Below are 23424 nucleotides of genomic sequence, written 5' to 3'. Positions count from 1 at the left end.
CGCATCCGGGCGACCTGTGGATTGCTGATCGCAACTTCAGCACGCGCATGATCCTGTCCGAATGGGATCGCCGTGGGTGTGCCTTCATCGTGCGTGAGCACGGTCGTACGCCCAATCCGTCACCGCTCGACGAGCTTGCATATCGAGGGAGAATCGCGACCGGCGCCGTCTTTGAACAGTGCGTTGCCATCCCTGGAGCTACAGGACAGAAGGTAGCATTACGTCGCATTGAACTGCAACTTTACAAGCCCACTGACGATGGCGAAATGATTCTCCGATTACTGACGAATCTACCAAAAGAGCATTTCAGCGCACGCGCCATTGCGCGCCTATACAGCAAGCGCTGGCGGATCGAGACAATGTTCCAGCGGCTCGAATCGGTCTTGCACAGTGAAGTCAAGACTCTCGGACACCCGCGCGCAGCCCTGTTCGCGTTCGGCATCGCGATCCTGGCCTATAACGTGCTGACTGTCTTGCAGCGTGCGGTAAGTAGCGCGCATGACTTGGTTGCCAGCGGCATTGAGCTATCGCCGTTCTATGTGGCCGTGGAGGTACGAGCGCACTATGCCGGCATGGTGATGGCTGTGCCAACCAAAGCATGGCGGCGCTACGACGCCATGTGTGCATCAGAGCTGAGCAAATTACTGCTTCAGATTGCCGCTTACGCCAAACCAAAAACGCTGCGCAAACACCCTCGCGGCCCGAAAAAAACAGCGAAAAAAGGCTATGTGGCCGGTGCTGTTGCCCGACGCCACGTATCAACGGCACGGGTACTAAAAGACGGGGCTGTCAATGTACACCTTTAAAGGGGTGGCTCTTAGCATGGTTGCCGCTGCAACGGGCTCGGCATGAGATCCGCTGCCCCATGCTTTTTCCCGCCAATCGCCGCACACATGATGTAGATCACATGCAGGGCGCGGGCGCCTTGCTACGCTGGCAGTCAGTCATCCGAAAGGAGCGGGCCATGTACAAGACGATCGTTGTTCACGTGGACGGCGCGCCGCAGTGCCGCGAACGCATCGCGCTGGCCGCATTGGTCGCGCAGCACCAGCAGGCGCACCTGGTCGGCGCCGCGGCCGCGCCAGCGGCCCTGCCCGATGCCAGGCGCCCGCTGCAGGAAGCGCTGGAACGCTTCGAGGCGCAAGCGCGCACCTTCGACGTGTCCTGTGAAACCCGCCTGGGCGAGCAGGAGGCTGCGGCGAACCTGACGCTGCAGGCGCGCCATGCCGATCTGGTCGTGCTCAGCCAGAGCGGGCCCGACAACGGCGCGGCGCAGCCGGCGCAGCTGCCCGAGCAAGTGGCGCTGCATGCGGGCCGGCCCGTGCTGATCATGCCGCACATCGGCAGCAGCGCCCACCTGGACCGGCATGCGCTGGTGGCCTGGGACGGCAGCCGCGCCGCCACGCGCGCCATCGGCGACGCGCTGCCGCTGCTGCGCGCCAGCAAACTCGTCACCGTTGCCGTATTTAATCCGGAGCGCGAATATGGCGTGCACGGCGCCCAGCCCGGCGCCGACATCGCGCTGTACCTGGCGCGCCACGGCATCCAGGTGGAAGTCCTGCGGCAAACCACCTCGCTCGACCAGCCGGTGGGCGAGGCGCTGCTGTCCCTGGCGGCGAACCTGCAGGCCGACCTGTTCGTCATGGGCGCCTATGGCCATGCGCGCTGGAATGAAATCTTGCTGGGCGGCGTTACGCGCACCCTGCTGCGCTCGATGACCTTGCCCGTGCTGATGTCGCACTAGGCGGCACATGTGTCTGTCGCGTCTACCATGCCCGGCACCCCATTTTCCCTGCTGGGCAAGCGCGGCCTGATCCTCGGCCTGGCCAACGAGCACAGCATCGCATATGGCTGCGCCTGCAGCACCGAGGCGCTGGGCGCCAGGCTGGTGCTGTCCTGCGCGGACGAACGCGCCCTGCCCTACGCCGGGCCGGCCGCTAGCAGCCTGAACATTCCCCTGCTCGCCTGCGACGTACGGCAGGAGGGCGCGCTGGCGCAACTGGTGCAAGCCGCGGTGGCAAGGCTGGGCGGCCTCGATTTCGTCATCCATTCCATCGCCTGGGCGCCCCTGGCCGACCTGCACGGCCGCGTCACCGACAGCAGCGCCGAGGGATTCTTGCGCGCCATGGATATCTCCTGCCATTCATTTGCGCGGCTGGCCAAGCTATGCGAGGTGCACATGCCCGATGGCGGCAGCCTGCTGACCATGAGCTACCTGGGGGCGGACGAAGCCATGCCGCAATACGGCATCATGGGACCCGTGAAAGCCGCGCTCGAATCGATGGTGCGCTACCTGGCATGCGAACTGGGGCCGCGCAATATCCGCGTGCACGCGCTCTCGCCCGGTCCCGTGCCGACCCGGGCCGCATCCGGCCTCAAGGATTTCGATGCGTTGCTGGAACGTAACCGCCGCGATGCCCCGTTGCGGCGGCGCGTCACGCTGGCCGAGATCGGCCAGCTGGCCGCCTTCCTGGCCGGCGACGCCTCATCTGGCATGAGCGGACAGACCATCTATGTCGACGGCGGCTACCATGCCGTGGCGGGCGGCACATGAGCGATACGCCGCTATCGGACCTGCCGGACATGCTCGTCAACGTCCCGTACGAGTACCTGCGGGTCGGCCAGACGGCCGAGCAGTTCCGCACCCTGGGCCGTGACGACATCGCGGCGTTCGCCGCCATTTCCGGCGACGTCAACCCGGCCCACCTCGATCCCGCCTACGCCGAAACGACGCGCTTCCATGGCGTGATCGCGCACGGCATGTGGGGCGCGGCGCTCATTTCGCGCCTGCTGGGGACGCGCCTGCCCGGTCCCGGCACCATTTATCTGGGACAGACGCTGCGTTTCCTGCGACCGGTGCGCGTCGGCGACACCTTGCGCGTGCAGGCCTGCGTACTGTCGAAAGAAGACGACAAGCGGCGCGTCGAGCTGCAGTGCGACATACGCAACCAGACGGGCGCCCTGGTACTGGACGGTATCGCCAGCGTGATCGCCCCGGCAACGCGCGTGAGCCTGCCACGCACGCATCTGCCGCAGCTGTATCTGTTCGACAGCGCGGCGCGCTTTGCCGCCCTGCTGGCGCACGCGGCCGGCCTGGCGCCCTTGCGCTGCGCGGTCGTCCACCCGTGCGACGGCATGGCCCTCGCAGGTGCGCTCGACGCCGCCGCGCGCGGCCTGATCATCCCGGTACTGGTGGCGCCGGCGGCACGCCTGGCTGCCGTGGCCGCCGCCTGCGGGCGCACGCTGGACGGCGCCGAGATCGTGGACGTGGCGCATAGCAGCGCCGCGGCCGAACGGGCGTGCGCCATGGCCGCCGCCGGCGAGGTGGCGCTGCTGATGCAAGGCAGCTTGCCGCTGGACGAACTGCTGCAAGCGGTCGCCGCCACCGCCGCCCTGCGCACGGGCCGCCTGCTGTCGCATATCTACCACCTCGACACCCCCGTGTGCGACAGGCCGCTGCTGCTGTCCGATGCCGTGCTGAACGTGCGGCCCGGCCTCGACGACAAGGCCGCCATCATCCGCAACACCATCGAGCTGGCGCATGCGCTGGGCATGGAAGAACCCAGACTGGCCATCCTTGCCGCGCAGGACGCCGTCACGCCAAGGCTCGCCTCGACCATCGATGCGGCGGCGCTGTGCAAGATGGCGCAGCGCCAGCAAATTCAAGGCGCGCTGCTCGACGGTCCGCTGACGCTGGCCAGCGCCATCGCGCCCGCCGCGGCACGGCGCCATGGCCTGCCGCAGCCGGTGGCCGGCCAGGCCGATATCCTGATCGCGCCCGACATGGAGTCAGGCAGCATGCTGGCGGGGCAACTCGAATGCCTGGCTGGCGCCTGCGGCTGCGGACTGGTGACGGGCGCGGCGGTTCCCATCGCCCTGAATCACGGCAGCGACGGCAAGGAGGCGCGGATCGCGGCGGCGGCACTGGCGCTGGTGCTGGCCCACCATCAGCGCGGCCAGCGCCTGACTGTCAGCTGAAGCGGTGTTGTCCGCGCACGCTGGCCGGATGTCACGTCCGTAGCGCATGTTGCGCATGTTGCGCATGTTGCGCATGTTGCGCATGTTGCGCCTGCCGCTCTTGCCCTCCCGCACCAGCACTGCCTCGCCGTCGATGCCAGCGTCGCGCACAATCGAGGCGCCCGCTCGATGACATTGCGGATGATGGCGGCCTTGTCGATCAGACCAGACGCCAGCTGCCGGCTGCCGGCTGCCGGGGGGCAAGCATCGTCGCCATGTCCGCTGCTTGCCGCGGCAAGCGCCTGCCCGCCGCCGAAAACGGCGTTGTTGTCGCGCGCAAAACCGGTGTCACGCCAGTCACTCTTGCGACGCCGGTATCAGCACGGCAGCACCATCGATGGACCCGTCGCGCACGGCCGCCAGGGCCCGGTTTGCCTCGGCCAGCGGAAATGTCGTCACCACCGTCTGCAGCGGCAAACGGTCTGCCAGAGCGAGGAACGCTGCGCCGTCGGCGCGAGTCAGGTTGGCCACCGAGCGCAGGCAGCGCTCCTGCCACAACAGCGCATAGGGAAACGAGGGGATGGCCGACATGTGAATGCCGGCGCAGACCACTGTCCCGCCCTTGGCGCAGGCGGCCAGCGCGGCCGGCACCAGCGCACCGAGCGGCGCAAAGATGATGGCGGCATCGAGCGGCACGGGCGCGTCGGCGTCGCTGTCGCCAGCCCAGGCAACGCCCAGCGACAGCGCGAAGCGCTGCGTACGCAGGTCGCCCGGACGGGTAAACGCATACACTTCGCGTCCCTGCGCCAGCGCCACCTGGGCAAGCAAGTGGGCCGCCGCGCCGAAACCATACAGGCCAAGGCGCCGCCCGGCGCCAGCCATGACGTACGCGCGATAGCCGATCAAACCGGCGCACAGCAACGGCGCCGCATGCGCGGCGTCATAGCGGGCGGGGATGGCAAGGCAGTACCGTGCATCGGCAAGCGCATACTGCGCATAGCCCCCATCGCGGTCACAGCCCGTAAACACAGGCTGGTCGCACAGGTTCTCGCGCGCTGCGCGGCAATATGGGCAATGCCCGCAAGTACCGCCCAGCCATGGCACGCCCACGCGCTGGCCCACCTTGAAGCGATCGACACGGGCGCCTGCCTGGACCAGCTCGCCGACGATTTCATGGCCCGGTACCACAGGCAGGCGATGTGGCGGCAATTCCGCATCGACGATGTGCAAGTCCGTGCGGCACACGCCACAGGCCAGCACGCGCAGCAGCACCTCGTCCTCACCGCAGGCAGGAATGGGCAGACGCACCTGCCGCAATGCCTGGCCTGGCCCCTGCCATTGCATCGCCAACATGCTGCCTGCCTGCGTCATGGCTATCATTGGCGCCGCGCAAACACGCTCAACTTACCGGCACATACCGGCCCCGGCCGGATTTCTTTTTCGGCAAACGCAACTCCAGGATGCCATGGCGATACCGCGCCGCCGCCGCGCTGTCATCGAGGGCATGTTCCAGCGTGAAATAGCGGTATTGCGCCTCCGATTGCGGTCCTTCCGTCCCGCCCCGCTCCTGGCGGGGCACCTCGGCAAAGATCAGCACGGCATTGCCATCGATTTCCACCCGCAAGGCATCCTTGTCACAACCGGGCAGTTCCGCCTGCACCAGGTAAGCGTCGTCATCTTCCGTGACGTCCAGCCGGAAACGCCGCCGCCCCCGCAGGGCGTGCAATGCATGCCGCAAACGCCATCGCCGGAAACGTTCTTCCAGGCGCACCACGGAAGGAAAACGCCCAGCCAAAGGAGCACTCTGTTGCAGAATTGCAGCCATGTTGCTCTCCTGTAAAAAGCCACCGTATGTGGCAAGCGGCGCCAGCATCCACCGGCGCCAGCCTGCGGGAACTACTGAATTTGCAGCGTCCTGCCACCACCGCCAGGTTTTTTCGGCAAGGTCAGCTCCAGAATGCCATCGTGGCATTTGGCCTCGGCCTTGCTCTCATCGACCTCCTGCGGCAGGCTGAAGCTGCGATACTGCTGGCCGTAATACCGTTCGTTGCGCACCATATTGCCGTTTTCTTCGTGATCTTCCTTCTTCACCTCGGTGGTAATGGACACCTGGTTGCCATCGATGGCCACCTTGATGTCTTCCTTCTGGACACCGGGCACTTCCGCCTTGAGCATATACGCCTGCTCGGTCTCCGACATATCGACCCGGATACGTGGGGCGGCATCGGCCATGCGCAGCCTGGGGAGTGCCGCATAGTCCTGGAAAAAATCCTCGATTTCACGAAATGGATCGAAACGGGCAATGTCACGCAATGGATTAAAGGGCGTTAAAGTGTTGGCCATGGCGAATCTCCTTGAATGTGATGGGCCTGCAGATGGTCTGCGCGTGCTACGCCGTCTCACATGTGCACCCGAAGGTGCGCCGACAGACGACTCTCCCAGCATAGGCCACCCGGGCAGTATCTCTCTGACATGCGTCAAACAAGCCGTCTTGCCATTGCTCAAACAGCGAGTTGAAAGAATCACCTTCTTGTTGAGCTCGATTACACGTCCCTCAGAAATTAACTGCGCCCGGCATGATATCGATCAAGGTGTGCTCAGGCGGTGCCGCCGCAACCAAGGTAAGCTGGAATGCACGGCTCGTCCCCTGTTCGCCCCACTCACCTATCAAGGAGCGCCATCATGCTGCTGGACCACCACACCCGACAGTTCGTGCTGCACCTGCTCGACGAGGTGCCCGACCTGACCCTGGCCACCATACGCCCGGACGGTTATCCGCAGGCGACCACGGTCAGCTATGCCCACGATGGGCTGACGCTGTATGTCGGCGTGGGCCTGGGCAGCCAGAAAGCCTGCAACATCCAGGGCAACAATAGAGTCTCGCTGGCCATCACCAAGCCGTATGCGGACTGGCAGCATATCCAGGGCCTGTCCATGGCGGCCACGGCGCGCATCATCGATGACCTGGAAGAAACGCAGCATGCGTCCGAGTGCATGTTGCGGCGGTTCCCGCACATCAGGGACATGATGCAGGGAACCAACGCCCTGCCATGGGCCGGCGCCGTCTTCCTGCGCATCACACCCAGCGTGATCTCCGTGCTCGACTATGAGCAAGGCTTCGGCCATACCACCTTGTACGACGTAGCCTGACGGAAGGAAGTGACCTGACGGGCGAGAACACGATATGGCCCGGAGGTGTCAGCGGGTGTGACGCTCCCCGCCTGACACGCCTTGCGGAAACGCCTGATTCCGGTAAAAGCGGCCTGTACTGGCCATCATCGCGGGCCGGTGGCGGCATTTCTCAGGGGACGGGCGTTTGCCTGTCCGATAAGAGTACCGTGCCCTGCCCGTCGGGCACAGCCCGCGCCTGTCGCTGCAAGCGCTCGCGCAAGCGCGATGCCAGCGCTGCCAACGCCTCGCCGCCAAATTCCACGTCGTTGACGACAGCCACAGCCTCGTCCAGCTCGTCCGCCGACAATCCTTGCGCGCCGGCATGCGTCATCTGATAGGCCAGCACGGCCTGGTCCGCATCGGAAGGATCGCTGCCAGCCTGTGCCCGCGCGGCCAGACGCGCTTGCAGCAAGGCCACCGGTGCGCTCACCTGCAACAGCAGGAACGCCGCCTGGCAGCGCTGTGCCAGACGGCGAAAGACCTGGCGCCGCTCGCGTTCCAGGAAGGCGGCATCGACCAGCATCGGGAACCCGGCCAGCAAGCCCGTGCGCGCGAACCGCGCCAGCTGACGATAGGTGGCGGTATTGCTGGCCCGGTCATACATGCCTGCACCCGGCAAGGATGTCGGGCCGACTGTCACCGCATCGGCATGCAGCCGCTTGCGCTCAACATCCGAACGCAGGCGCACTGCCTCCAGCGGTTCGACCAGCCCATCGCACAGCCATGACTTGCCGCTGCCGGACAGGCCGTGGGCAATGATCAGCGATGGCGCGCCAGGCGCGGCACACGCATGCGCGAACGCCAGATAGCGTGACGCCCGGGCCAGCGCCGCGATGCGGCCAGGCTTGCCGGACACGGCACGCAGCAAGGCAACCTTGCAGCGGACCAGCGCCCGCTGCACCCGATAATAGGGCAGCACGGCCAGGCAGCCGTAGTCGCCGCTGCGTTCCAGGTAGTCATTCAACAGGCGCGCGGCAAGGGCGCCCTGCCCCTGGCATTGCAGATCCATCCAGATGAACGCCAGATCCTGCGCCACATCGATCCAGCGCAAGCCCGCATTGAATTCGATGCCATCGAACACGCGAACCCGTCCATCCAGCGTCAGGATATTGCCACAATGCAAATCGCCGTGGCATTCGCGCACCCGGCCTTCAGCCTTGCGTCGCGCAAACACTCGCGCCAGGCGCCGGTGTTGCTCCCGGAGCCAGCCGGCGATTTCCGCCAGCAAGGTGCGCTGGCGCCTGCCACTCAGCAGGGCGGCAACACCATCGAGGTCTTCCAGCGTACGGGCAGCCACCAGCCTGGCGCTCCCCCAAGGCTGCGCCCGCTCGGCGCGCGGCGCGCCAGCATGAAAATCCGCCAGCAGCATCGCAAGGCCCCTGACCTCGGCCGTTCCAAGCCGTCCGGCGTCAAGCCGCGCTTGCCACAATGCGCACTGCGCGAAACGGCGCATGCGCACGGCCACCTCCAGCACCGTTCCCGGCCCGTCGATGACGGGACGCGAGCAACTGCCGCTGACGCTCGCCAGGCCCAGATACAGTTCCGGCGCAAGGCGCCGATTCAGGCGCAACTCTTCCTCGCAGGCCACGCGCCGTGCCGCCAGGCTGCCATAATCAAGCACGTCGCGCCGTATGGCCTTCTTGAACTTGTAGGCCAAATCGCCCGTCAGCAGTATCCAGGAGATATCGGTCTCGATCAGTTGCGCTCGCGCACCATCGCTCTCCAGGCGACGCGCCAGAAGGTGCAAGAGCCGGGCCTGTTGCATGGCCGCGCGGTCCTGCCTGCCTGGCGACACAGGACCTTGCCGTACATCGAGCGAAAAATTCAATGGAGCCTGCCTTGCAAAAGTCCTTCCTGCCCCCGGCGTGAGCAGTGGAAGCGAGGACGCGCCAGCAAACCGGCTACGGCCTCTGCCGGAGAACGCATGAGAAACCGGCGCACTGACACAGCATCGCATGCTTCCCCATGGCTGCGACCCAGGCCGCCTGCGCTCATCCACATAACGCAATCGGAGCGATGGCACAGGCCGCAGGGCTACCTGTCAGCGATATACGAGCACTGGCACCTTGCTGTGTGTCAGCACTTTCTGTGTCTCGCTGCCCATCAGCATGCCCCGCATTCCACGCCGTCCGTGCGACGCCATGGCGATCAGGTCGCAGTGGCGGCTGTGCGCAGCCTCGATAATGGCCTCATGGGGATCATCGTGTTCCATGACCAGCGTCTCATACACGACGCCTTGCGCACGAGCGGCCTCGGCCACTTGCTCAAGACAAGCCCTGGCACGCGCCTGGCTATGCGCCACATAGGTTTCAGGCGTATCGCGCAGCATTTCCGCGCTGGTGCTGAGCACGTGGAACGGCGCCACGACATGCACGGCCGTCAGCCGTGCACCGCAGTCTTTCGCAAACGCCACGCACTGCGCCAGCGCCGCACGAGACGGGGCTTCTCCATCCGTGGGAAACAAGATATGTTGAAACATGGCGTGCTCCCTGCAGGGTACAAAGAGCCTATCCCGGTAGATGAATACATCCCCTGCTGGCGCCCCTCAGAAGCGGGGACGGCGTTGATCGTCGTCGCGTGGCTCGCCACGCATCCTTCTCACGCCTTGTCCACGCTCCTGATGAACTACCAGCAGATGACGCTCCCTAGTGGAATAGGCTCTAAGTAACCCCCAATAGATTATTGTGATTGCTGACTTCCATAACCGGCGCTCTGCAAGGTGGCCGACGAGGCTTGCCCGCTGCTAGCATCCGGTTCTGTTCGTCATAAATTGACAATAATTTCCTGAGGATTACTTAGCGTTAACATCAACCAGCTCGCTACCGCGATGTCTTGCTGCCCGGCCACCTGCCAATAGGGCAGAGCCGGAACAGGCAGCAAGCACGGCTACTGGCGCCACAGATGACTGGCATGGCGCCGGCAACGAGGCTGGCCCTATCTGGCGACCGTGGATGCGCTGCCCAGGGCTTGCTGCAACGGCTGGGCCTGCGGATTGCTCACCGTGCCGGCGGCGATATCCTGCGGCCACAGCGCACGGCCATAATAGGCATTGGTCATGCGCTGATTGAAACGGATATCGTTCAAGCCCACCGTCAGCACGTCGCCAAACAAGCCCTTGGAGGCGCTCCAGGCCACCACGTCGCCGTTGCCCGCCGTGCTCTGGGCCAGCTTGCTCCAGTTGACCACCGTCAGGCCCGCGGCGGCGCTCAGCGAGAAGTTATTCTTCTTCATGAATTCCTGTACCGCCTTGTCGTTGTTAAGCACCATCGCCATCGCCCCCCCTTCGATGCCGGCCTGCAAGCCGACCGTCAGGCCGCCCAGATTGTAGAAAGCGGGGCCGCTCCAGCCGCCATCGGCGCGCTTCAACAGCAAGAGTCCCGCGCCGCCATGCGCACCGATACCCAATGCGGCCCGTCCATAGGAAGGAACGATCAGCACGCCTTTTGCCTGCTGCAGCAGTTGCTTCATGCGCGGTTCCGCGTCGAGCTGGCGCACTACGGCCAGCGCTTCCGTCACCCGCTGCGCCGCCGTCTGCGCCGTCTCGGCGCCCGCCTCATTCCTGGCAGCCGCGCCATCGCCGGACTGCGCCGTGGCGCCACCGGCGAATGCGCCTATGAATCCGGCAAAAAGCCATGCCTTGATATGGTGCTGGATATGCATACGTCCTCCTGTGCTTGCAACCTGTCGTGATGCGCCGTCCATGACCGGCGCGGAAGCACCATACTAGGACGGCGTGCGCTGGACGCTTTGATGTGCGACAAAGGCGCGGAAAATGCATGGACGAGAGTTGACGCGAAACAAGACGGTAAATGCTCAGTCTGCCAAGTGTCCTGGCAGGCGCTATTCGGCGTCGCCGTACCGCAGGCCAGCACGTGCCGCGCCATGGCGAAACAGCGCGAACTCTTTCGCCGGTCCGCGGGTCGAACCCACATCCGGAGGCATCCGCCTCCTGGAAGTTGTCAGACCCTGAACCTGCCATCCCTATCGGAAGGAGCATGCCATGAGTCCGGAAACGAGCCTGCTGACCAGCGATCCGCTGCTGCACAACCTGCCACTCGAGAGTGGACAAACCACACTGACACCGCTGAGCCAGTCGTTGCGCCAGGTGCTGGAGCAGCGGCGCAGCGAGCGTCTTTTCTCGTCGCGCCCGGTACCGGCGCCGGTGCTGGCGCAGCTGCTGTGGGCCGCCTGCGGCGTGAACCGCCGGGAGACGGGACAGCGCACCGCGCCATCGGCGAAGAACTGGCAGGAGATCGATATCTACGTGGCCCAGGAAGACGGGCTGTTCCTGTTCGAACCTGCCGCCGGCGCACTGCGCCAGCTGGGGCAGCGCGATGTGCGCGCCGCCACCGGCTGGCAAGACTTCGTCGCCGGCGCGCCCATCAACCTGGTATATGTCGCCGATCTGGCCAAGATGGAGCACGCTCCCCGCTGGGAGCAAAAATTCTATGCCGCGCTCGACACCGGCTTCATCAGCCAGAATGTCTACCTGTTCTGCGCCGCGCAGGGCCTCGCGACCGTGGCCCGCGCCTGGGTGGACCGCCCGGTGCTGGCGCACGTCCTGGGGCTGCGGGACACCCAGCGCATCATACTGGCGCAGACGGTGGGTTTTCCCGGTCGCGCGACGTCTGTGGCGCCCATGACCGACGGGCACGCGAACGGTCGCGCCAGCTGACGCGGCTCCGCCACCCAGACCTCGCACCACCTCGCCACCATCTGTCCTTGGAGGAATACACCATGAAAAGCTGTCTGATCGTCTACTATTCGCGCACCGGTGTGACCGACCAGGCCGCCCATGCGCTGGCTGCCGCATGCGGCGCGGATATCGAAGTGCTGCAGCCGCTGCGCTCCTACCGCAATGCCGGCGGCTTCCTGCGCGCCGTATGGCATGCCGTGCGTCGCATTCCCGCACCCATCGCCGCCACGCAACGGCATCCGTCCGACTATCCGTTCATCGTGCTGGGCACCCCAGTCTGGGCGGGCCACATGAGCGCCCCCATGCGCAGCTATATCGAGCAGCAGCGCCAGCACTTCCACCGGCTTGGCCTGTTTTGCACCATGGGCGGACGGGGCGGCGACGATGCGCTCGACGAAATGGCCGCGCTGTGCCACCAGGAACCGATTGCCAGGCTGTGCCTGCGCGAACATGCAGTGCGATCTGGCCACCATATCGAACAATTGACGGCACTGGCCGCAGAACTGGGCCGCCTCGAACAAAGGACGCCCGAATTCGCCACCCGGCTGTCGCCCGTCTAGGAGTTACCGTCCAGGCGGCAGCCTATTCCTTGCAGATAGCCGCGATCCAGGCGACCCCACCTAGGTAGAGATAGATAGCCGCCAAAGGCAGCACGCCAATGCGAGATGACAGCGGGCAGGGCCAATCCCAGGAGCGCCCACCGAGAGCGCCCATTCGCGCCCATTCGTCACGCCGTGCTGCAACGTTCGCAGGAACGGCGCAAGAAAGAGCCAGGGGCAGGCGGACATGCCGCTTCACTTGCGCCCTGCGGCACGACACCAGCGACACTAGGCCGACGGCTATGTCAGCGTCGGATTGATTTTGACGTGGTTTTCCACTTCCGTCACGCCAGGCGCATTCCAGGCCGCTTTTTCGGCATCTTCGCGCTCCGTCCACGAGCGCACCGTGCCGCTCAGCACCACGCGCGGGCCACGCGCCTCGACGGTCAGGCGGGCCGCGTCGACGGTGGCGCTGCGCTGGAAGGCCGAAATGATCTTTTGCCGCACTTCGCCGGCCGAGGCACTGGGCCGCAAACTGATCTGGTTGACGACGCTGCGCACGCCGCGCACGTCATGCACCGCTTCCTCGGCCCGCTGACGCTGGTAATTCCACGCCACCGGTCCCTCCAGCCGCAGCACGCCATCCTGCACCACCACCTTGATCGCCTCGGACGAACTGGGCAACTGCGCCTTGAGGGCCGCCACGGCATCGCGCGCGATTTCAGGATCGGGCCGGGCCTGGCCGGCCAGCCTGACCTCGATATCGTTGGCCACGCCGGCCACCCCGGCCACGCCCTTGACGCAGCGTTCGGCCCGCATCTTGTCACCGAAGCTGTGCGCGAATCCCGACAGCGTGACCACGCCATCCTTGACCGCTACGGCGATATCGCTGGCGGTCACATCAGCCACCCAGTCCAGTTCGTGTTCGACGTTCTTTCTGACTTCACTATCGCTCAGCATATGCACCTCCGTTACCCGATGGATGGTGGCCCCGCCGTCAGGCCGGGCCGCGTGTCACTCCCACCAGCATAGGAGCAGGTCAATGGCCACCCTTGATCCGCATCAATCGTGCATGAAGGCTGCACTACCGCCTCGCTCCAAGCAGTACACCGGAAATCTTCCGCCTTACCGGCCCCAGCGCCGCTCGTCATACCATTTCGCCGCATACGCCAGCGCGCCATATGCGCACAGCAACAGCGGCAGCAGGAGCCAGTACGCAGCGGGCAAGGGCAGAAAGCCAAGAACCGGCCCCAGGGGAGAGTACGGCAGCCAGATGCCGGCCAGGCAAACGATGGCGCCAGTGGCCGACAAGGCTGCGCTGGCCCGGCTGCGCACGAAGGGCGGTCCGGCCGTACGGATGATATGGATGATCAGGGTTTGGCTCAGCAGCGACTCGACAAACCAGCCCGTCTGGAAGAGCGCCGCGTCCTGCCAGGCCTCGAATACCCATAGCATCATGGCAAAGGTGGCGTAATCGAACAGCGAACTGACCGGTCCCAGCAACATCATGAAGCGGACAATGCCCTGGATGTCCCATTGCCGCGGCAGCGCGATGTCGGCCGCGTCGACATTGTCCGTCGCGATCGCCGTTTGCGAAAAGTCATACAGCAGGTTATTCGTCAGCACCTGGATCGGCGCCAGCGGCAAAAACGGCAGGAACAGGCTCGCCCCCAGCACACTGAGCATGTTGCCGACATTCGCGCTGGCGCCCATGCGGATGTATTTGGTGATATTGACAAATACCCTGCGCCCCTCCAGTACGCCGCTGCGCAGTACCAGCAGGTTCTTTTCCAGCAGAATGATGTCGGCCGCCTCCTTGGCGATATCGACGGCGCTGTCCACCGACAGGCCCACGTCGGCCGCTTGCAGCGCCGCACTGTCATTGATGCCGTCGCCGAGAAAGCCGACCACGTGCCCCTTGCTGCGCAGCAAACGCACCACGCGCGCCTTCTGCGCCGGCGCCAGCTTGGCAAAGACGCGCGTGCGCTGCGCCAGATCGGCCAGCGCCACGTCGTCCAGGCTGTCGATGCGGCTGCCCAGCACCACCTCGCCCGCGTCCAGGCCGACTTCGCGGCACACCTTGCGGGTGATGACGTCGTTATCGCCCGTAAGGATTTTCACGGCCACGCCACTGTCCGCCAGTGCCTGGAGCGCGGCGGCGGCGCTCTCCTTGGGCGGATCGAGGAAGGCGATATAGCCGGCCAGGGTCAGGCCCGCCTCGTCGGCGACGCGGTAGGCATCTTTATTCTCGGCAACGTCCTTGTAGGCAATGGCGACGACGCGAAAGCCATCGTCATTCAATGCCCGTGTCTGCTCCTTGGCGGCGGCAATATGCGTGGCATCGAGCACGCCGCGCTCGCCGTCTGCCTCGTAGCGGCTGCAGACGGCCATGATTTCTTCGACCGCGCCCTTGCAGACCATCAGGTGGCGCCCTTCCGGCGTGGCCACCACCACGGACAGGCGCCGCCGGGAAAAATCGAAGGGGATTTCATCGACCTTGGCATAGCCCGCATCGACGCCCAGCAAACCATGTAGTTCGACATGTTTTAACACGGCCACGTCGAGCAGATTCTTCAAGCCCGACTGAAAATGGCTGTTCAGCCACGCATAACGCAGCACGCGCTCGGATTCCTTGCCGCGCAAATCCAGGTGGCGCTTGAGCAGGATGCGGTCCTGCGTCAAGGTGCCCGTCTTGTCGGTACACAAGATATCCATCGCACCCAGATTCTGAATCGCATCGAGGCGCTTGACGATGACCTGCGTGCGCGACATGGCCAGCGCCCCCTTGGCCAGGTTGACGGTGACGATCATCGGCAGCATTTCCGGCGTCAGCCCGACGCCGACGGCCAGCGCGAACATCAGCGCCTCCAGCCAGTCATGCTTGCTCAAGCCGTTGATCAGCAAGACCAGGGGCACCATGACGGCGATGCACCGTATCATCAGCCAGGTGAATTGCCGCACGCCCACGTCAAACGCCGTGGCGGGCCGGCTGCCGGCCGCCTGGCCGGCCAGTTCGCCAAAAAAAGTCATGCCGCCCGTGCGCACGATGAGGCCGGTGGCATAGCCGCTCAGCACGTTCTCGCCCATGAAGCACATGTTCGGCAGCTCGAACGGCGTATCGGCGGCCACGGCGCTGGGGCCGGCGAACTTCTCGGCTGGCATGGCTTCCCCCGTCAGCGCCGCCTGGTTGATGAACAGATCCTTCGCTTCGAGCAGGCGCAAGTCGCCAGGAACCATGTCGCCCGCCGCCAGGACGACGATATCGCCGGGCACGAGGGTTGCCATGGGCACATCGGTGCAGGCGGCCTTCCCGTCCACCCCGCGCCTGCGCACGCTGGCGCTGTTCGTCACCATCGAGCGCAGGCGCGCGGCGGCGGCGCTCGATCGATGCTCCTGCAGGAAAGACATGCCGATCGCCAGCAAGGTCATCAGGACAATCAGCAGCGCCGCCCGGCCATCGCCCAGCACGTAAGCCGCGCCCGCAAGGCCCAGCAGCAAGGCATTCAGCGGGTGGCGCGTGCGCTGCCACAATTGGCGGGCCATGCCGGGCGACTCTTCCCGGCTGACGACATTCGGGCCATAGCGCCGCAGCAGCGCCTGCGCGGCCTCCCAGTCCAGCCCCGCCGGCGTGGAACCGAGCGCCGCGCAGCATGCCTCGGCATCGAGCTTGCTCAGGGCGAGCAGCTGCGCCGTTTCCGCCTGGCGGCGTTGCCGTTTCACCTGCCACCTGCGTGTCGACATGGCCCTCTCCATCGTTCCGCCGACGCGCCCGTGCCGGCGCGCCGTGCGACCAACGCGCCGCTCAAGGGGAAGGCGCCCCGCCCATGGCGATGAACCACTGCGCCGTATCGGCGTAGCGCTGCCCCTGGGCGCGCGCATGGCCGAGGCGCGCCTGCTGGTACTGGCGTTGCGATTCGAGCAATTGCAGCAGGCTGGCCTGGCCCGCCTGGTAGCTTTGCCGCGTCAGATCCAGCACGGCCAGCGCCGTCCCGAGCGCCTTGCGCTGCGCCTCCAGCAAGGCGGCATCGTGCCGCAACGACTCGAGCGTATCGGCAACCTGGCCGAACGCTTGCAGCAGGGCTTGCCGGTAGGCGCCCAGCTGCGCCGCATAGGCATCGGTGGCGGCGGCGCGCTGGGCCGCCCGGGTGCCCGCATCGAAGACGGGCGCGACGAGATTGGCGGCAAGGTTCCACAGGCTGGCGCCGCCAAACAGGCCGCCCACGCTCGCCCCCGTCGCCGTCCACTGCGCGCTCAAGGTGATGTCGGGATAAAGTTGCGCACTGACAATGCCGATCGCCGCGCTGGCCGCGTGCAGCTGCGCCTGCGCCGCGAGGATGTCGGGCCGGCGCCGCACCAGCAGCGACGGCAGCACCAGCGGCAACTCTGCCGGCAAGCTGAAGTCCTGCAGAGTGAAGGGAGGCGGTTCCCACGGCGCCGTCTTGCCGGCCAGCACGGCCAGCGCATGCGCGGCCACGCTGGCTTGCTGCTGCAGCGGCGGCAACAGCGCACGGTCGCTGTCGAGCTGGCTTTCCGCCGTCAGCACGTCGAGCCGCGCCGATTTGCCGGCCTCGCTTGCCAGGCGCACCAGTTCCAGGTTGCGCCGGTCGACGGCGATGATGTCGCCCACGGCGGCGATCTGCTCGCGCGCGGCCGCCAGGGCGATCGCCTGCAGCACGGTATTGCCGCTCAGGCTCAGCTGTGCCGCCTGCCATTGCGCCAATTGATAGTCCGCCAATGCCTGCGCCTGTTCGACGCGCCGCCGGTTTGCGCCGAACGCGTCGGTGTTGGCGTTCACTGCCGGCCCGAAGGACAGGACATTCGCGGCGCCGCCCTGTCCACCGTCGCGCGCGCCATGCGTGCGGGCGGCCGAGGCCGTCAAGTCGATGCGCGGATAGCGCGCGCCGCGCGCCGCATCAAGCACATGCCGCGCTTGCGCCACGGTGGCGCGCGCGCTTTCCAGGGTCGCGCTGCCGTCCACGGCTGTCGCGACCAGCTCGTCCAGCGCAGGCGAGCCATATGCCTGCCACCAGCGCACGGGCACCGCCTGCTCCCTGCGCAGCGCTTGCGTGACGCCGCCCTCCCCATCCGTCAGGGCGGCAGGATCTTGTCGCGTGTAATGTTCGAAGGATGGCGCTGCCGGACGCACGAAATCGGGGCCGACGGTGCAGCCGGGCAAGGCGGATGCCAGCAGCAAGGCCGCCGCCACGCCACCAGGCCGGCGCATGGGCGGCGTCAGCGGAGGGGAAACGTACTCATTCATAACGCAGGGCCTCGATCGGATTGAGCCGCGCCGCCTTGCGGGCCGGGTAGTAGCCGAAAAAGATGCCGACGGCGGCCGAGAACAGGAAACCGCCCGCCACGGCCGCCGGCGAGATGACGGTCGGCCATTTGGCGAGCGCCGAGATGATCGCGGTGGCGATGGTTCCCGCCGCGATACCGGCCATGCCGCCGATAACGCTCAGGAATACCGCCTCGGCCAGGAATTGCAGCAGCACATGGCTGCGGTGGGCGCCGACTGCCATGCGCAAGCCCACTTCGCGCGTGCGCTCCGTCACCGAGACGAGCAGGATATTCATGATGCCGATGCCGCCCACCAGCAGCGAGATCGAGGCGATGACGGCCAGCAGCGCGGCCATGACCCGGCTGCTGCCTTCGGCCGCATCGGCGATCTGGCTCAGGTTGCGCACATTGAAATCCGGCGTATCGCCGGGCCGGATGCGGTGCCGGCGCAGCAGGATGGCGTGCACCTCGTCGATCGCCGCAGGCACTTGCGCCGCGCTGGCGGCCTGCACATAAATCTGGTTCACATAGCCGGTCAGCCTGGCTTGCAGGCCGAAGGGATTGGGCGGCGGCGGATACGGCGACGCGGCGTTCGCCTGCTGGCTGGGCGCCGCCACGCCGAGTATCTTGCGCTCGGCCGTGCCGAACGGGATCATCACCAGGTCATCCTGATCCTGGCCGTACGCCGTCTGGCCTTTCGGCGCATACAGCCCGACCACACGCAACGGGACGCCGCGCACGAGGATGGTCGCGCCCACCGGGCTGTCATCGGCGCCGAACAGCTGGCGATGCACGGTCGCGCCGATGACGGCGACGAGGGCGGCGCCGTGGTCATCGTCGGCGCTCAGCCCCCGCCCTTGCGCCAGATGCCAGTTGGTGACCGCCGGATAGCTGGCCGTCACGCCCTGGATGGCGGTAGTCCAGTTCTGGTCGCCATACTGCACCTGGCCGCCCTGCCGGATCAGGTAGCTGACGGCGCCGACCAGCGTGCTGTCGCGGCCGATGGCGTCGGCGTCGGCCACCGTCAGCGTCGACGCGCTGCCGAAACCGGCCCGCACCCCGCCGCTGGTGGTCGCGCCGGGCACGACGACGAACAGGTTGGTGCCCAGGCTCTCGATCTGCCGGCGCACGGCGTCATTCGCGCCCTGACCCACGGCGATCATCGCGATCAAGGCGGCCACGCCGATGAAGACGCCGAGCATGGTGAGCGCCGAGCGCGTCTTGTTGCGCAGCAGCGCCTGGGCCGCCGCCGTCAGCAGCATCCACAGGAATGACCAGGACACGGCAATGTGCGCCCCGCTGGGCGGCGCCGGTGGCGTCGCGGCCGGGGTGGCTAGGGCCAGGGGCGCTGGCGCGGCGCTGCCCGCAGTGCGTACGTCGGACAGCACCGCGCCGTCGCGCATCGTCACGACGCGCTGCGCGTAGGCGGCGATGTCGGTTTCGTGGGTGACGAGCACGACGGTAACGCCCTGCTCGCGGTTCAGCGCCACCAGCGTCTGCATGATCTCGTGCGAGGTGCGCGTATCGAGATTGCCGGTCGGCTCATCGGCCAGCAACACGCGCGGCGTATTGATCAGGGCGCGCGCGATGGCCACGCGCTGTTGTTGCCCACCGGACAATTGCGCCGGCGTATTCCGCTCGCGCTCGCCCAGCCCCAGCAACGCCAGTGCGGCGCGGGCCCGCTCCACGCGCCGGCTGCCTTGCGCGGCCAGCGGCCCGGCATAAAACAGGGGCAAGGCGACATTCTCCAGCGCGCTCGTGCGCGGCAGCAGGTTGAAACTCTGAAACACGAAGCCCAGGCTGGTGCTGCGAATGTGCGCCAGTTCCGGTTCGCTCAGTTGCGCGATGTTCCTGCCTTCAAAGAAATACTCACCGCCGCTGGGCGGGTCCAGGCAACCGAGGAGCGCCATCAAGGTCGACTTGCCCGAGCCGGAGGAACCCATGATGGCGACAAACTCACCGTGCCCGATAGTCAGGTTGACGCTGCGCAAGGCGTGCACATCGACTTCGCCGACGCGATACGTGCGCGTGACGTTGCGCAGTTCGATGCAGATGTCGCCCATGCTAAGAGCCTATCCCATTAGATGAATACATCCCCTGCTGGCGCCCCTCAGAAGCGGGGACGGCGTTGATCGTCGTCGCGTGGCTCGCCACGCGTCCTCCTCACGCCTTGTCCGCGCTCCTGATGCGCTGCCAGCAGAAGACGCTCCCTACTGGGATAGGCTCTAAGTAACCCCCAATAAATTATTGTGATTTCTGACTGCCATAACCGGCGCTCTGCGGCGTTGCCCTCTGCTAGCAGTGCCCGCACTGCGTCGCAGCGGGCGCCTTGCATAGCATCCGGTTCTGTTCGTCATAAATTCACACTAATTTCCCGAGGATTACTTAGCGTCCTGGCACCGGCAGGCCGAAGGGCGCGACCGGAGCGCGGCTGGCGGCCGCGCTGCGTTCCGAGACGATCACCGCGTCGCCTTCGCGCAAGGGGCCACCGATGATTTGCGCATACGCGTCATCCTCCAGGCCGGTGGCGACGGGCAGCCGATGCGGCTTTCCACCGGCCAATATCCAGACCTGTCCCGCGCGGGCGCCAGGACCGCCGGCCTGTTGCGCCGTGGCCGCGCCATCCGGCTGCACGGCTTGCGTCGTCGGACGATAGCGCAGCGCCTGGCCAGGCACGCGCAGCACATGGTCGGCGCGGCTGGTGACGATGCGTATCGCCGCCGTCATGCCCGGCTTGAGCGCCAGGTCGGCATTCGCCACGTCGACGACCACGTCGTAGGTCACGACGTTCTGCACCGTTTGCGGCGCCTGGCGCACCTGCCGCACCTGCCCGGAAAACTGCCGCTCAGGGTACGCGGCGACGTTGAAGGTAACGGCATTGCCCTCGGCGATGCGGCCGATATCGGATTCGCTGACATTCGTGTCGACCTGCATCTGCGTCAGGTCGGTGGCGATCAGGAACAGGGTCGGCGTCTGGAAGCTGGCCGCCACGGTCTGCCCCTGCGTGACATTGCGCGACACGACCGTGCCGTCGACGGGCGAGACGATGTCGGTATAGCCGAGATTGATGCGCGCCGCTTTCAGCTGGGCTTCATGCTGTGCCACTGCCGCCGCGTCGAGGGCCACCTGCGCCCTGGCCTGCAGCCAGGCGCTGTGCGAGGTGTCGGCCGTTTCCTGCGAGACAATACCGCGCTGTAGCAGATCCGCATTGCGCGCATCGATGCGCTGCGCATAGTCGAGACTGGCACGGTCCTTGGCCCACTGTGCGCGCGCCATGCCGAGCGACGCCGATTCCTGCTCCGCGATGGTCTGGTAAGGGCGCGGATCGATCCGGGCGCACAGCTGACCGGCCCTCACCCGGGTATTGAAATCGCACAGGACGGATTGGATGACGCCCGACACATAGGTGCCGACCTGTATCGTGGTGACGGGATTGACGGCGCCGCTGGACACGACCGCCGGCGCGACGCTGCCGCGCCCGGCCACGACGGTCGCATAGTGCGGCAGCGGTCCTGTGGCATGGCGCCAGGCATAGCCTCCGGCGACCAGCAGCAACGCCAGCACGCAGGTGGTGGCCAGCAGCCATGCCCGCTGCCGCCTGCCATGGATAGCACTGCCCGGCCCCGCTTCAGACGGGTTGCCGATCGTGCCTGTCGGGATGGCATGCATAAGCCGGAAGGCCTCCAACGGATGAATGAAGCAGCGCCCTGTCATCCTATATCGCGGCATCGCCCTGCCGCATGACGCAGATCAAGCCGCGCCCATACGACATCTGATCCAGATCATCCCCCATATCGGGAAGCCGGCCATAATAAAAATTTCCCTGGGCGTACAGGATTAGCCTGCCATCCATGAAACGGCGAATCGGCCTCAAATCCCCTTGCCTGCCACTACGGAGCGGAGCATGTACAAGACCATTCTCATATATGCGGACCAGTTTTCCGGTTTCGAACGGCGCCTGGAAGTGGCGGCGGCGCTGGCGCGCGACCACGACGCCCACCTGATCGGCACAACGGCCAGCGGGGGCGCCCAACTCGACTACCTCGTATTTGGCGCGGCAACCTTGGCGCCGCCACCACCGCTCGACTATGAACCGCTGCGCGAGGCGGCCAGGGAGCAGCTGCTCCGCTTCGACAGCAGCTGCAAGCGCCTTGGCGTGCTCTCCTATGAAACCCGTTTCCAGGACAGCAGCGCCGCCGACGCATTGATACTGCAGTCGCTATATTGCGACCTGCTCATCGCCGGCCAGAGCGATATGAGCGATCCAGGCCTCATCTGGTCGACACGCCTGCCCGGCTACCTGGCCCTGCACTGCCCGCGCCCCCTGCTGGTCATTCCCGACGCCGGTGACGCCGCGACGGTACCCGGCCGCTCCATCGTCATCGGCTGGAACGCGAGCGCCGCTGCCAGCCGCGCCGTGGCGGGCGCCATGCCCCTCTTGCAGCGCGCGCAGCGCGTGCAGATCGCCGTGTTCAATCCACGCCAGCGATTCGGGCAGCACGGCGACGAGCCGGGCGCCGACCTGGCCACCTACCTGGCGCGCCACGGCGTGCGGGTGGAAGTGCACAGCAGCGTCACCGCCGAGCAATACGGTATGGCCCTGTGCCGGCACGCCCTGGACAGCGGCGCCGACCTGATCGTCGCGGGGGCATACGGGCACAGCCGCTTCCAGGAATGGATACTGGGCGGCACGACGCGCCATTTGCTCAGTCAAGCGAAACTCCCCGTGCTGCTGTCACACTGAGGAGGTGGCAAAGCGAGACGATGCATGCATCCCCCTGTTTAAAAATCGTTTTCATGCAGGCCATTTACTCGCTCGGCGGCTGGTAGCGTACGCCGCCCATCAGGATGTGCTGGTGCTGGCGTTGCCGCGTGGCGGCGTCCCGCTCGGCTATATGGTGGCGCGGGCGCTGGCCGTTCCCCTCGATATCTTGATGGTACGCAAACTCGGCCTGCCAAGCCAGCCCGAATATGCCTTGGGGGCCGTTTCGGGCGAAGAGATGTGCCTGCTGCACCGGGACAAGATTCAATCATCCGGAACGGACATGGCAACGGTGCACGCCCTGATCGACCGGGAAAAAGCGGAGCTGTCAAGGCGCGAGATCCTGTATCGCGCCGGCAAGCCCGCCCTGCCGCTGCACAACAAAATTGTCATTCTGGTCGATGACGGCATTGCGACCGGCTCAAGCATGTCCGTGGCGATTCGGGTTGCCCGCCGCATGAAACCGGCGAAAATCATCGTCGCCGTCCCCGTCGCTCCCCGCGCAAGCCGCAAAGCGCTGGCCAGCATTGCCGACGAGGTGATATGCCTGCACTCGCCGTTCCCGTTCACTTCGGTAGGCGAGTGGTACAAGGACTTTCGGCAAGTCAGTGACGCCGTAGTCATGCATTTGCTTGAGAAGCACTGGACGCAAGTAACTCGCGCAAAAACAGGTATCCCCCGACATTCAGACCCATGCTACCCTGCAGAACGAGGAGTTGCCCTATCATCCACAAACATTCCTGGCCCCTGAATCCTGCCCTGCAGCACCCAACAATACCGCATCAAGCAGGAGTGCACGCTCTCAAGAGTACGTGCTTTTCCCATGTCGGCTGTAATGCACGGACGTGCCTCGCTGTCCCGGCATACGCTCGAACAAATCCGCAACCAGGTCCATTGGGCATCTGTCAGGTTCGTGCTGTATGGCGAGATGGCCTCGCGCCTGTGGGCTGCCGTGTAGCCATACCGCTTGGCTCCCTCGGCTCGCACTGCGCACGCCCGGCGTGCCGGCTTGAGCCGTA

General features: G+C 65.9%; 20 protein-coding genes. 9 read left to right on the top strand and 11 right to left on the bottom strand.

Annotated features, from left to right (window positions below):
• The 4 genes from ACP7DW_RS22220 to ACP7DW_RS22205 all read left to right on the top strand — a co-directional run.
• The coding region (locus ACP7DW_RS22220; RefSeq protein ID WP_426056525.1) for a transposase at window positions 1-806 on the top strand (806 nt) is incomplete at its 5' end.
• Window positions 807-964: 158 nt separating this feature from the next.
• Window positions 965-1744, top strand: coding sequence for a universal stress protein (locus tag ACP7DW_RS22215; RefSeq protein WP_426056526.1), 780 nt, complete (start codon window positions 965-967; stop codon window positions 1742-1744).
• Between the two features lie 27 nt (window positions 1745-1771).
• Window positions 1772-2554, top strand: a complete 783-nt coding sequence (gene fabI, locus ACP7DW_RS22210; protein ID WP_426056527.1) for an enoyl-ACP reductase FabI — start codon at window positions 1772-1774, stop codon at window positions 2552-2554.
• Window positions 2551-3978, top strand: a complete 1428-nt coding sequence (locus ACP7DW_RS22205) for a bifunctional enoyl-CoA hydratase/phosphate acetyltransferase (RefSeq protein WP_426056528.1) — start codon at window positions 2551-2553, stop codon at window positions 3976-3978. Before fabI ends, ACP7DW_RS22205 begins: the two co-directional genes overlap by 4 nt.
• A 336-nt stretch (window positions 3979-4314) precedes the next feature.
• Here ACP7DW_RS22205 and ACP7DW_RS22200 read toward each other — a convergent pair whose 3' ends face one another.
• The 3 genes from ACP7DW_RS22200 to ACP7DW_RS22190 all read right to left on the bottom strand — a co-directional run bounded on the left by ACP7DW_RS22200 (window position 4315) and on the right by ACP7DW_RS22190 (window position 6300).
• Window positions 4315-5310 carry a zinc-dependent alcohol dehydrogenase family protein gene (locus ACP7DW_RS22200; RefSeq protein ID WP_426056529.1) on the bottom strand — a complete coding sequence of 332 codons (996 nt, stop codon included), beginning with the start codon at window positions 5308-5310 and terminating at the stop codon, window positions 4315-4317.
• 46 nt (window positions 5311-5356) lie between these two features.
• A complete protein-coding gene (locus ACP7DW_RS22195) occupies window positions 5357-5782 on the bottom strand; it encodes an Hsp20/alpha crystallin family protein (RefSeq protein ID WP_426056530.1) in 426 nt (141 codons plus the stop codon).
• Window positions 5783-5853: 71 nt separating this feature from the next.
• The gene (locus ACP7DW_RS22190) at window positions 5854-6300 is read right to left on the bottom strand and encodes an Hsp20/alpha crystallin family protein (protein WP_426056531.1); all 447 of its coding nucleotides are present in this window, start codon (window positions 6298-6300) and stop codon (window positions 5854-5856) included.
• Window positions 6301-6639: 339 nt separating this feature from the next.
• On the opposite strand from ACP7DW_RS22190, the gene ACP7DW_RS22185 reads away from it, so the two are divergent.
• Window positions 6640-7107, top strand: coding sequence for a pyridoxamine 5'-phosphate oxidase family protein (locus ACP7DW_RS22185; protein ID WP_426056532.1), 468 nt, complete (start codon window positions 6640-6642; stop codon window positions 7105-7107).
• A 151-nt stretch (window positions 7108-7258) separates the two neighbouring features.
• Here ACP7DW_RS22185 and ACP7DW_RS22180 read toward each other — a convergent pair whose 3' ends face one another.
• From ACP7DW_RS22180 to ACP7DW_RS22170, 3 genes are all read right to left on the bottom strand, one after another.
• The gene (locus ACP7DW_RS22180) at window positions 7259-8893 is read right to left on the bottom strand and encodes a bifunctional aminoglycoside phosphotransferase/ATP-binding protein (protein WP_426056533.1); all 1635 of its coding nucleotides are present in this window, start codon (window positions 8891-8893) and stop codon (window positions 7259-7261) included.
• Window positions 8894-9169: 276 nt separating this feature from the next.
• The gene (locus tag ACP7DW_RS22175) at window positions 9170-9607 is read right to left on the bottom strand and encodes a universal stress protein (protein WP_426056534.1); all 438 of its coding nucleotides are present in this window, start codon (window positions 9605-9607) and stop codon (window positions 9170-9172) included.
• Window positions 9608-10062: 455 nt separating this feature from the next.
• Window positions 10063-10788, bottom strand: coding sequence for a lipid-binding SYLF domain-containing protein (locus ACP7DW_RS22170; protein WP_298405775.1), 726 nt, complete (start codon window positions 10786-10788; stop codon window positions 10063-10065).
• Window positions 10789-11128: 340 nt separating this feature from the next.
• On the opposite strand from ACP7DW_RS22170, the gene ACP7DW_RS22165 reads away from it, so the two are divergent.
• Both ACP7DW_RS22165 and ACP7DW_RS22160 read left to right on the top strand, forming a co-directional pair.
• On the top strand, window positions 11129-11803 hold the full coding sequence (locus tag ACP7DW_RS22165; protein WP_426056535.1) for a nitroreductase family protein: 675 nt from the start codon (window positions 11129-11131) through the stop codon (window positions 11801-11803).
• Between the two features lie 62 nt (window positions 11804-11865).
• Window positions 11866-12384 carry a flavodoxin family protein gene (locus ACP7DW_RS22160; RefSeq protein ID WP_426056536.1) on the top strand — a complete coding sequence of 173 codons (519 nt, stop codon included), beginning with the start codon at window positions 11866-11868 and terminating at the stop codon, window positions 12382-12384.
• A gap of 279 nt (window positions 12385-12663) precedes the next feature.
• Here ACP7DW_RS22160 and ACP7DW_RS22155 read toward each other — a convergent pair whose 3' ends face one another.
• From ACP7DW_RS22155 to ACP7DW_RS22135, 5 genes are all read right to left on the bottom strand, one after another.
• Complete coding sequence (locus tag ACP7DW_RS22155; RefSeq protein WP_426056537.1) at window positions 12664-13323, bottom strand: BON domain-containing protein; 660 nt, start codon at window positions 13321-13323, stop codon at window positions 12664-12666.
• 165 nt (window positions 13324-13488) lie between these two features.
• A complete protein-coding gene (gene mgtA / locus ACP7DW_RS22150) occupies window positions 13489-16104 on the bottom strand; it encodes a magnesium-translocating P-type ATPase (RefSeq protein WP_426056538.1) in 2616 nt (871 codons plus the stop codon).
• A 61-nt stretch (window positions 16105-16165) separates the two neighbouring features.
• Window positions 16166-17623, bottom strand: coding sequence for an efflux transporter outer membrane subunit (locus ACP7DW_RS22145; RefSeq protein ID WP_426056539.1), 1458 nt, complete (start codon window positions 17621-17623; stop codon window positions 16166-16168).
• On the bottom strand, window positions 17616-19706 hold the full coding sequence (locus ACP7DW_RS22140; RefSeq protein WP_426056540.1) for an ABC transporter permease: 2091 nt from the start codon (window positions 19704-19706) through the stop codon (window positions 17616-17618). The genes ACP7DW_RS22145 and ACP7DW_RS22140 overlap by 8 nt, the downstream gene beginning before the upstream one ends.
• Window positions 19707-20028: 322 nt before the next feature.
• Entirely contained in the window at window positions 20029-21312 is a 1284-nt protein-coding gene (locus ACP7DW_RS22135; protein WP_426056541.1) for an efflux RND transporter periplasmic adaptor subunit, read from the bottom strand.
• Window positions 21313-21547: 235 nt separating this feature from the next.
• Between ACP7DW_RS22135 and ACP7DW_RS22130 the strand changes: the two genes are divergently transcribed.
• On the top strand, window positions 21548-22387 hold the full coding sequence (locus ACP7DW_RS22130) for a universal stress protein (protein WP_426056542.1): 840 nt from the start codon (window positions 21548-21550) through the stop codon (window positions 22385-22387).
• Between the two features lie 4 nt (window positions 22388-22391).
• The gene (locus ACP7DW_RS22125) at window positions 22392-23156 is read left to right on the top strand and encodes a phosphoribosyltransferase (protein ID WP_426056543.1); all 765 of its coding nucleotides are present in this window, start codon (window positions 22392-22394) and stop codon (window positions 23154-23156) included.
• Window positions 23157-23424 lie beyond the last annotated feature (268 nt).

Origin of the sequence: Janthinobacterium sp. PSRC1-1 (genome assembly GCF_049897525.1) — a bacterium.
Lineage (GTDB): Bacteria > Pseudomonadota > Gammaproteobacteria > Burkholderiales > Burkholderiaceae_D > Janthinobacterium > Janthinobacterium tructae.
Note: the sequence above shows the minus strand (reverse complement) of the source record. Positions and strands in the feature narration are given on the sequence as shown.